At 36.0% G+C, this 9,848-nt stretch carries 8 protein-coding genes and 1 pseudogene; 7 read left to right on the top strand and 2 right to left on the bottom strand.

Going from position 1 to position 9,848, the window contains the following annotated elements:
- Positions 1-156: 156 nt before the first annotated feature.
- Positions 157-480 (top strand): Nif11-like leader peptide family natural product precursor, encoded by a 324-nt coding sequence (locus F6K54_RS32650; protein ID WP_293087327.1) that lies wholly within the window; start codon positions 157-159, stop codon positions 478-480.
- 770 nt (positions 481-1,250) lie between these two features.
- Here F6K54_RS32650 and F6K54_RS32645 read toward each other — a convergent pair.
- Positions 1,251-2,741 carry an ankyrin repeat domain-containing protein gene (locus tag F6K54_RS32645; RefSeq protein WP_293087325.1) on the bottom strand — a complete coding sequence of 497 codons (1,491 nt, stop codon included), beginning with the start codon at positions 2,739-2,741 and terminating at the stop codon, positions 1,251-1,253.
- A gap of 90 nt (positions 2,742-2,831) precedes the next feature.
- On the opposite strand from F6K54_RS32645, the gene F6K54_RS32640 reads away from it, so the two are divergent.
- From F6K54_RS32640 to F6K54_RS32625, 4 genes and pseudogenes are all read left to right on the top strand, one after another.
- Positions 2,832-3,299 (top strand): DUF4079 domain-containing protein, encoded by a 468-nt coding sequence (locus tag F6K54_RS32640; protein ID WP_293087322.1) that lies wholly within the window; start codon positions 2,832-2,834, stop codon positions 3,297-3,299.
- Positions 3,300-3,661: 362 nt separating this feature from the next.
- Positions 3,662-4,090, top strand: a complete 429-nt coding sequence (locus tag F6K54_RS32635) for a helix-turn-helix domain-containing protein (protein WP_293087319.1) — start codon at positions 3,662-3,664, stop codon at positions 4,088-4,090.
- A 120-nt stretch (positions 4,091-4,210) separates the two neighbouring features.
- Positions 4,211-4,633: a transposase gene (locus F6K54_RS32630; protein WP_366558298.1), complete on the top strand. Its 423-nt coding sequence runs from the start codon at positions 4,211-4,213 to the stop codon at positions 4,631-4,633.
- A 316-nt stretch (positions 4,634-4,949) separates the two neighbouring features.
- Positions 4,950-5,153, top strand: a pseudogene (locus tag F6K54_RS32625) (zinc ribbon domain-containing protein); the annotation flags it as partial.
- Between the two features lie 525 nt (positions 5,154-5,678).
- Here F6K54_RS32625 and F6K54_RS32620 read toward each other — a convergent pair.
- Positions 5,679-6,371, bottom strand: a complete 693-nt coding sequence (locus F6K54_RS32620) for a DUF1997 domain-containing protein (protein ID WP_293087316.1) — start codon at positions 6,369-6,371, stop codon at positions 5,679-5,681.
- A gap of 729 nt (positions 6,372-7,100) precedes the next feature.
- Between F6K54_RS32620 and F6K54_RS32615 the strand changes: the two genes are divergently transcribed.
- Both F6K54_RS32615 and F6K54_RS32610 read left to right on the top strand, forming a co-directional pair.
- A complete protein-coding gene (locus F6K54_RS32615; protein ID WP_293087313.1) occupies positions 7,101-7,763 on the top strand; it encodes an NAD(P)H-binding protein in 663 nt (220 codons plus the stop codon).
- A 1,191-nt stretch (positions 7,764-8,954) separates the two neighbouring features.
- On the top strand, positions 8,955-9,848 hold an 894-nt coding region (locus F6K54_RS32610), incomplete at its 3' end, for a hypothetical protein (protein WP_375342017.1).

Genomic DNA, 9,848 nt, shown 5'->3' with positions numbered 1-9,848 from the left:
ACAAACAGGTACACTCGAAAATCCAAGTGGAAAGGCTGGAAGTAAGGCTTGAGCCGTGTGATAGGTAACTGTCACGCACGGTTCTTAGGGGAGGGGAGAACGGCGACGCTCGAACCTTACCCGCTAATTAGAAATTTAGTAAAGGTCTTTTTTTCAATGTCTAAGCAACAACTTATGAACTTTATAGTTGCTGCCAAAAAAGATGAATCATTGAAAGCACAGCTAAAAGATGCCCAGCCAGAGGAAATTCTCCGTATCGCCCAGCAAGCAGGGTTTAATTTCTCTGAAGAGATTAAGGGGCGATTTAGGAACCGCTGGGCAGGTGTCTATTTCTGTCCTCAAAGAGAAGATATTAACGAGATATGTCCAGCACTTTGTCCACCAGGTTTTAGGTCATTAGCTCAGTACTCTCAGTCCACCTGCTCTCCCTGGGATACACAAGAAAAATATGATTTTCGTTCTGGCGTGAAATACAGTTAAGTGGATTTGGTATTAGGGTAGCTTTGCGTCAGCGAACCAGAAATTCTGAACCGCAGGAGGATATTGGCGCATTTAGGCCGGAGAATATATCATATTAGGGTCTGTCATCAATTAGAACTATAAGCTTTGTAAGTCAAGGTTTTTAGGGTCTGGAGTCTTTCCAGGCCAAAAGTTCAAAACTCTTGCTACATAGCACTTTCAGATTTAATTGATGACACGCCCTAGAATCCAGTTGAAAAGTCGTCTGCAGCTACCTAAAGAGAAGTAATCTCAGAGGTTGCCCGAGATTGCTTCCTTCCACTCCGTTTCAGTCGCAATGACTACAATAACTAGGGTTTGCTGAAAAAGTCTTTTTCAGAAGAATCTTCCCAAGATTGTTCTACAACATATCTTGCCCAAAATCCTAGATTTTTGAACTGGAATTACCTAAAAGCTGGTACTTCCTTAGTACCTGCAAAGGCTGAAACCTTTGCCAGTAAAAACTTTTAGATTTAATCAGCAAGCCCTAATTATCGTCAGCATTCAGCTATTAGCCATCAGCTAGCCTCCTCTGGAGGAACTGCATCAACAGTAATAAGACCTTGTGCTTAAGAACGAGGTTTAAATGAATATAGACTTTGGTAGCTGACTTTTAGCAAGATTTTTCTAGCTTAATTAAATGTTGCTTTTAGTGAGTGATAAAAGCAATAGCTGATAGCTGATAGCTGACGGCTGAATGCTTACTAATTATCAATTATCCATTATCAATTATCAATTAATGAAAACCTTCTTCAAGCTCCAGCATTATTCAGCAACCTAATAACATCTTGATAACCATTAAATTCTGCTAGCATTAAAGCCGTACAACCGCCTCGATTTTTATAGGTAAAATTAGCTCCAGAATCAATTAAAAGTTTTACAGCTTCAGCATGACCTTGATATGCTGCCCACATTAAAGCTGTTGCTTCATTATCATCTCTAAAATTAATATCAGCTCCTTTTTCTAAGAGTATTTTTAATGTTTCAATATCACCTTGATATGCTGCTTTCATTATTGGAGTAGAGCCACCTTGAGCAGGAACATTAACATCTGCCCCTACATCTAGCAAAACATGAATAATTTCTTGATGTTTTTGCCATATTGCCAAAGTTAAAGCTGTTTCTCCAAGATGTTTACTATTCAATAAAGAGGTCAAATTTTGCTTTTCTATTTTGTTCAATAAAATTGATACAATATCCGTATAACCATGAAAAATTGCTCCAAATAAAGGAGTATCCCCTGCTTGATTCTTAGTAATAATTTCAGCCCCATAATTTAACAGTAGTTTTACCATTTCAGTATGATTTTCTACTACAGCAAAACTTAAAGCTGTTTCTCCTTCTAAATCTTGAGAATTAACATCAGCATGAGCATCCAATAAAGTAGAAGCGATCGCTACATTTCCTTCTGCTGCTGTAGCCATCAAAGCTGTACCACCATTTCTACTTTTAATATTTACATCTGCCCCTGCTTCTAACAAAACTTTTACTACTTCTAAATGACCTAGATCAGCAGCTAAAATCAGTGGACTTTCTCCATCTTTGTCTTTAAAATTAAGATCTGCACCAGCTTTTAATAGAGTCTTTACAGCAGGTAAATCCCCTGTTTCTGCTGCTTGCATTAACCATGTTTTACCCTGTAAATTTCTAGTATTTACATTCACACCATGATTAATCAAAATTTCTCTCATTTCTGCATAATTACTATCAGCAACTATAGATAAAGTAGACTCATCTACCCCCGCCCCAGCATCTAGCAAGACCTTAACTACATCTCGATAACCTTGACTCGTTGCTAAACCCAAGGCTGTATCATGGTCTTTATCCACTACATTAACATCAGCTCCAGCAGCAATTAATTGCTCGGCCACTGCTATATAACCATTCATTGAAGCAACCATTAGTGGGGAACTACCATCATCATTTTTGGCATTGACATCAGCACCCCTACTTAGCAAAAGTTCTACTATTTCCGCCCGTCCATGAGCTGTAGCTAACATTAAAGCTGTGGCCCCAAACTTTTTTCTTATATAGTTGACATCAGCACCTTTATCTAGTAAAGCAAAGGCGATTTGACTGTACCCCTTTTCTGCAGCAATCATTAAGGCCGTTGTACCATCTAGAGCTTGAGCATTAGCATCAATATTTTGAGCCAGCAAAGTACATACTTGAGCAAAATTAGCATTTTTAACAGCCTGGACTAAGAAGATTTCTTCTTTTTGCGAAGCCATACCGACAACCATAATCTACGTTTTTAAGATCGCATAAGATTAACTAGCTGTTATGCTAAGTTTTATGAAGTTTTTTGAATAATCCCAGAGAGAAGATTAATTATGGATCTGCCAATTCCAGAATCTATTAAACCATGGCTCAATTTTTTTCATCCCGCCATCATGTGGATACTATTGGCCTTGACAATTTATGCCTTATATCTCGGCATCAAAGTTCGTAATAGTAGAACTGCTACAGATACAGAGAAGAAAAAAGAATTTGCTAAATTTAAAATCAAACATCACCAAGTTGGCTCCTTTCTCTTAGCTTTTATGGTTTTAGGGTGTCTTGGTGGAATGGCCGTTACTTATATCAATAATGGAAAATTATTCTTTGGCCCTCATCTGTTAGCTGGGTTAGGGATGACAGGAGCGATCGCTATCTCTGCGTCTTTAACTCCTTTTATGCAGAAAGGTCAAGATTGGGCTCGCTACAGTCACATTGTTCTTAATGTGTCAATTCTTGGTCTTTTTAGCTGGCAAGCGGTAACGGGAGTCCAAATTCTGTTAAGGATTATTAGCAACATGTAAGAAGGATAAATCAGGGGAGTTAATTTTTCCCTGATTTTCAGATCCCATCAGAAAAAATAGCTGTTGGGGACTCCCGTTATAATCTGTGATTTAACGGTGAGAGGAAAACAGCCAGCATATAAACTATTTTCCTCTTAAGCTTAATTTTCAGATTTTTCAGCTGACTTTTTAGGCTTAAGTTTTAGTGAATCAATGAAATCACTAATTACCTGGGTCATTGTTTTCTCATTCTCGACTGCATATAATCTTAGCTTATTTAGTCTGTTCTGACTCATCCGTAAGTTTAATCCAGTTTTTTTCATAGTGCCTACACAATATCTGTGCAAAATATTATAATAAACTCCTGGTCAAAAAAGAATAAAATGATCGTAAGTTATTACTACAAAATCAAGCCAACTCAAGAGCAAATAACCAAGATAGATAATTGGTTAGAACTTTTGAGAAGGCATTACAATTATGGTGTAGGTCAAAGATTAGATTGGTTGAATAGAACCAGATGTCAAATAGACCGTTTTTCATTGATTTCATGTCCTATTGGTGAGATTCCAGGCCAACCAAACTATCATTATCAATCGGCTCAATTAAAACAAACTAAGAAACTATTTCCAGAGTACAAAGAGATATATTTTGAAGTACAACAAAATAATCTCAGAAGATTAGACAAATCTTGGCAACGTTGGTTAATACCAGATAAAACAGGTAAAAGATTTGGTAGGCCAAGATTCAAAAAGTCAGGCAAGTTAAGGTCATTAAGTTTTAGTAGAGTTAATCATCCGCTCATCAGCAGTTAAGTTTGATGGTAAACACATAATTATTACTAGATTTGGTTCTATTCCAGTAATAGTTCATAGAACAATACCAGATGGATTTACGATTAAAACTGCAACTATAACTAAAAAAGCGAGTGCGTAATTCTGGGGTTTCCCCAGAATGTAAGACGCACTCAAGACGCTGATGGATATTATGTCAGTTTTAGTCTAGAAGATAAATCAGTTCCTAATTTAATTTCTATAGATAATCTTAAAACTGCTGTAGGAGTAGATGTTGGTTTAAAAGAGTTCTTGACTACTAATACTGGTGAGACTGTTTCTGTTCCTAATTTTTATAGAAAAGCACAATCTAATTTAGCTAGGAAACAAAGGAAAGTATCTAGAAAACAGATTAGCTCTAATAACTGGAAAAAAGCACAGAACAGAATTGCTAGGTTGCATCAACACATTGCTAGACAAAGAGAAGATTTTCACTATAAGACTGCTCATAAATTAGTTAAAAAATATGACTTAATTGCCGTTGTAGACGCGGAGCGGCGCGCCGAAGGCAAACTTAAATATTAGAGGTTTAGCTAGAAATACTAAGCTATCTAAATCAATTTATGATGTAGGTAAATAATGAATAATGAATAATGAATAATGAATAATGAATGATATCAAATCCGTTGGCTTCACAGTAGTATAATTCTATCGATCATCATACAATCGGCAAGGGCAAATGGCCATCAGCCCCTACAATATAGACTCTTATCTTTAAAGATTAAATAACACCGATACTACCGGATTTGATATGATTCTTTAATAATTAATAATTAATTATTAATTATTTAAGGTGTTCATGTAAGTAGGGGCGAATGGCCATTCGCCCGTACATCCTCACAATACTTCTCAAAATTGTAGTAACTGTACTCAAAAAGTACCTAAAACTTTATCCGTTAGAACTCATTCTTGCCCTCAATGTGGAACAGTTTTAGATAGGGATGAAAATGCTGCAATCAACATTTTAAATAAAGCGTTAAACGAGGTGGGTCTCATCTTGTCTGCTTGTGGAGGCTTAGACTTTAGTCAGCCTGTGTTCGCGTAGCGTTGCGCCAGCAAAACAAGAAACTTCTGAAGCTTGGGTTCAATTATCTTTGTTTGAGAAGCTCCCGTTATAATCGAGAGATTTAACGGGAGAGAACTTCACATCTCTATTTGTGCTTTCTTTTTGACATCTCCAGGGGTTGAAACACCCTGGATTCTGTGGCAAATCCACCGCAAATGGGATAAATCCACATTTGCTTAAAGCCTGTCAACAGACTTCTAAACTCCTCGGCATAGATCATTGTCTAGCTGTGAGCTTACCTTTTTTTTGTAGCTTTCACGAGTGGTTTTACTCTAGATATTGGAGCTATAAATCGCTGCTCTAGCTGCGTTACTTGCCTTCAGCCGTCGTAGGAAGCATCGTCCCCGTCTCCTGTCCGCCGGAATTTCACCGCACTAGCTAGAGGTCATGGCGACAAACCTTGTTCTTACTCACTACTTCTAATATAGCATACTTTTACTCCGCTTTATTACCCGCGCGTCGTTATTCAACCAGGGGATAAATCTTCCGGGAACTTTTCTCCCGTCAGTTTTTATGTTTAGGAAATGGCAAATTATGAGTGGTATGAAAATCTATTTGAGTTTTGTTGCTCAAACATCTAGATACTTGTTGTACTACTTTCAGTAATAACTTATCGCCAGTCTTCTGAATCAAACTAGGAGACATTTTTTGAATAAACTGGGGAAATTTTACACCTACGGTCAAATCCAAATCCCATTTTGCACCAGTAATAACAGGAGGTAGCCCTAAGTTTTGAATCTCCTTGTGACTAAAAAACTGTTCTGTGGGTAACTCTAGCAACTTCATTTCTGATTGAAAGTTTATTTGATATCCAGGAGGTGTATAATTAGGCACTGGGATATCTCTGATTTTATATATTCCTGCGGAGTCTGGTGGCACCAATTCTAGACCTACTCTAGCTTCAATCTGGTATCCAAAAGAACCAAATTTTCCGATCGACAAATCATAGCCATTTTCTCCAAGAGGCTCAACTTTCATGGGATGAGCGCATTGATAAAACCAACTTCTATGAGACGCAAAGTGCTTCGCTACAGTATCTACATCTGCATATAATTTCATGCAGTCATTGTATTTTGTGTTAAACCAGGTAGTTGAGCTAGTTTTCGAGAGGTCTGTTTTTGTTGCACTGGCATGGAAATCACTAACCAAGTTTTTGTCCATCTCTAAAGTCTGATGTCCTGCAAAGTTGTGATGCATGATTCATTCTCCCGTGTATATATATATACACTATATTCGATATTTTGAGGATTTCCAACTTGATTCGGCAAGAGGTCTCCCGTGATAATCTGCGATTTAACGGGAGGGGAATTGCCGACAGCAAATTAAAAAGGAAATATTATTTCTTCTCTTGGTCGATTGGATATGGTTAGGAAACCCATCCATCCCTCGACCGCTTTTTTCCCCTTTAAAGGGGAGGCTTTAAGGCGCGAATTATTTAATTATTTAATTTTTAATTTTTAATTATTCGGTAATAGAGAATAGGGAACAGGTATGGGAGAAACACCGAAGCAATAAAATTATCACAAATGATTTAATTGCTATACAAAGAATTTATATTTATCTTTAAAGTTGAGAGTTAGGTAAGCATTCAGCTAGCTTGCTGTCAGCTATCAGCAACAAGACTCTCTCATATAGGACAGTGTTTAAATAAAAATAGACTTTAAAGGCAAGGGAGGCAACTTTTGTAGTAAGACAATTAAATATTGCTTTTATCCTAAATTAAAAGCAATAGCTGATAGCTGATGGCTGACGGCTGAATGCTTACAGAGTTAGTAAAGACCATCGGGATTTGAAAACCCAAGTTGTCTCTTAACTAGAGAGACTGAGCTATCCCAAGACCCTATCTATAAAATTCCCTTCTGACCACTGAGTACTAACTTCGAGTCAAAAATTGTTAAAATTTATAACTTTAATATAGATTGAAAAATGAAAGTATTCGTTGCTGGAGCAACTGGCCAAACAGGTCGTCGGATTGTACAAGAGTTAGTAAGACGAGATATTCCTGTAAAAGCTCTGGTTCGTGATTTAGAAACAGCTAAAGAAATTTTGCCTCCAGAAGCAGAGTTGGTAATAGGGGATGTCCTGAATTATCAAGGTCTTTACACTGCTATTGAAGATAGCACAGTACTATTATGTGCTACAGGTGCTAAACCTAGTTTTGATTTTACTGGCCCATACAAGGTGGATTATGTCGGAACTAAAAATTTAGTGGATGTTTCTAAACAGAGGGGTATTGAACGTTTTGTTTTAGTCTCATCCCTATGTGTGTCTAGATTTTTTCATCCCCTAAATTTGTTCTGGCTAATTTTGTTCTGGAAGAAACAAGCTGAAGTATACATTCAGAAAAGTGGTCTTAATTATACTATTGTTCGCCCTGGCGGTCTGAAAAATGATGATAATCAATTTCCTATTGTTATGGAATCTGCCGATCGCTTATTTGAGGGTAGTATTCCTCGAACTAAAGTAGCACAAGTTTCTGTGGAGGCAATATTTCAACCAGCAGCTTGTAATAAAATTGTGGAAATTGTTACTAAGGCAGAAGCACCAGAAAAATCTTGGGAAGAGCTATTCAAAATAATTAATAATTAATAATTAATAATTAATAATTGCCTCTTCTTGAAAACGGATAGGATTGACTAAAAGGAAACTTTTTCTTCTCTTGGTCGATTGGATATGGCTCTGAGACCTAGCCATCCCTCGACCGCTTTTTTCTCCTTTAAAGCCCACATTCCGCACTTCAAGTTGTAACATAAAAATTAGTATAAAATCCGTAGCAAACTTAAGTATTTATACTATATAAATTATCTTCATTTACCTCAATCGAGAGTCAAATTCTCAGTTAAATATTAAGCATAAATACTTACTAAATCCTTGACAACTATAATTTACTTCTTACTTCTTATTTCTTATTTCTTACTTCTTACTTTTAGAGCTGATTTGTAAATTTAGCTGAAAGTCTTATATTACCTAGCTTTTAATAATTTGGGATTTACTGGTTCAAAACTCGTCAAGCCTAAATACAGCAAATAATTCAGCCTCTTAATGCTTACTTTATAAATCAGATCTTAACTTTTAACTTTTGACTTATATTTTTATACTATATTTTGTGGCGCGGAATGTGAGTTAAAGGAGAGGCTTTAAACTTTAATTATTTGGTAAAAGCAATTGAAAAATTGAGAGAGAATTCAAAGTTACTAGCAAGTTTATTAATGGATAATGGATAATGGATAATGGATAATTGATAATTACCTCTAGTTAAAACCGAGAGGATTGGATATAAGGAAATATTATTTCTTCTCTTGGTCGATTGGATATCGCTCCGAGACCTCGCCATCCCTCGACCGCTTTTTTCCCCTTAAAAGGGGGAGGCTTTAAACCAGAATTATTTAATAATTAATAATTAATTCTTAATTCTTAATTATTAATTATTAATTATTCGGTACACTCCTTCAAACTTAGAAGGAATTATTCATTATTTTCTGTTTGCGTAGCATCCCACAGGGAATTGCTAACTGCTAAGAGCTGTTTGGGCAGAATTCCGCAGGAAATGCTTACGGTAATAAGTTAAGATGATTTTTAAATTATGGCACAACACATTTGAGAATTATTTCTTTACATTAATATTTGTACAAAAATCAGCTATTGTACTAAAAAAAAGGGGGAGCGCGGCTTTTTAATAATTAGGTTAAACTAGGGGTTTATTAGCAAACTTTACTGCATGAAATTTATTGTAAAAAACTGCCAAAAAAATGTTTAGAAAATCCCTCCTTGATTATTTAGATGCATACGGTTAAACCTCAGATTATCAGCACAAAGAAGTCAACGCCTTTTAATGCTCGTTTTATGTTGTTCAAACGCTTAATTTTGATATTTATAGTTATCATCTCTTTTGTTTCTTTTTTCCGAACTTTTAAGGGAGGTTTAAACATAAGTAAACAGGAAATAACTAAATTTATTTCCCCTAATAAATATAATTACAATAATGGCAAAAAATGGCCTCAGCTAGCAATGAAAGGTGGAGATCCTTATATTCGTGCATTAATGCGAACTATTTCAGCTAGCGAATCTAATTATCCTCGACCTTATCATGTTGTTTATACAGGTAAAAATGTATCTAATCTGAGTAAACATCCAGACTGGTGTATTACTATAGTTTCTGGTCCGAATAAAGGAAATTGTACCACTGCAGCTGGACGATATCAAATGTTAACAAGTACTTGGTATCTCATGGCAAAACGTTATCATCCTCAACGTGGCAGGTTTATGTTTTGGGAATTTTACAGTTTTGAGCCAAAATATCAAGATGCTGTTGTACATGGTTGGTTAAGCGATCGCAAATATTGGAAAGCAGATATTCCTGGGTTATTAAGAAAGGGAAAATTAGACCGAGTTTTGCGGTTATTATCTGGAACATGGACGAGTTTAGGATATGGAATTGAAACTAATTCTATGAGTAAGAATTTACCAAGAGTATATCGGGAAGTCTTGGAGAATGAATTAAGTCTTTCAAGGGATAATTTTTATCAAAAAAAGGAGAAATCTTTGATAGTTGAGTATTTTCCTAAAGATGTTGACAATGGAGTAGTTGAAAAAGCTTTAAGAACTTTAGATTATCAGTTAATACTTCGACCAACTGTAGTAGCGGATATGCCTAGTAATTCAATTTGGTTTGGA

The sequence above is a fragment of the Okeania sp. SIO3B5 genome, assembly GCF_010692555.1.
In the GTDB taxonomy this organism is placed as follows: Bacteria; Cyanobacteriota; Cyanobacteriia; order Cyanobacteriales; family Microcoleaceae; genus Okeania.
The sequence above is the reverse complement of the archived record's forward strand: the minus strand, read 5'-3'. Positions and strand labels throughout refer to the sequence as shown.

What these genes read in the sequence shown, in the direction of transcription:
- F6K54_RS32620 (WP_293087316.1), bottom strand. Translation starts at nt 6,371, where the DNA reads ATGCATCACAACTTTGCAGGACATCAGACTTTAGAGATGGACAAAAAC.
- F6K54_RS32645 (WP_293087325.1), bottom strand. Translation starts at nt 2,741, where the DNA reads ATGGTTGTCGGTATGGCTTCGCAAAAAGAAGAAATCTTCTTAGTCCAG.
- F6K54_RS32615 (WP_293087313.1), top strand. Translation starts at nt 7,101, where the DNA reads ATGAAAGTATTCGTTGCTGGAGCAACTGGCCAAACAGGTCGTCGGATT.
- F6K54_RS32650 (WP_293087327.1), top strand. Translation starts at nt 157, where the DNA reads ATGTCTAAGCAACAACTTATGAACTTTATAGTTGCTGCCAAAAAAGAT.
- F6K54_RS32635 (WP_293087319.1), top strand. Translation starts at nt 3,662, where the DNA reads ATGATCGTAAGTTATTACTACAAAATCAAGCCAACTCAAGAGCAAATA.
- F6K54_RS32640 (WP_293087322.1), top strand. Translation starts at nt 2,832, where the DNA reads ATGGATCTGCCAATTCCAGAATCTATTAAACCATGGCTCAATTTTTTT.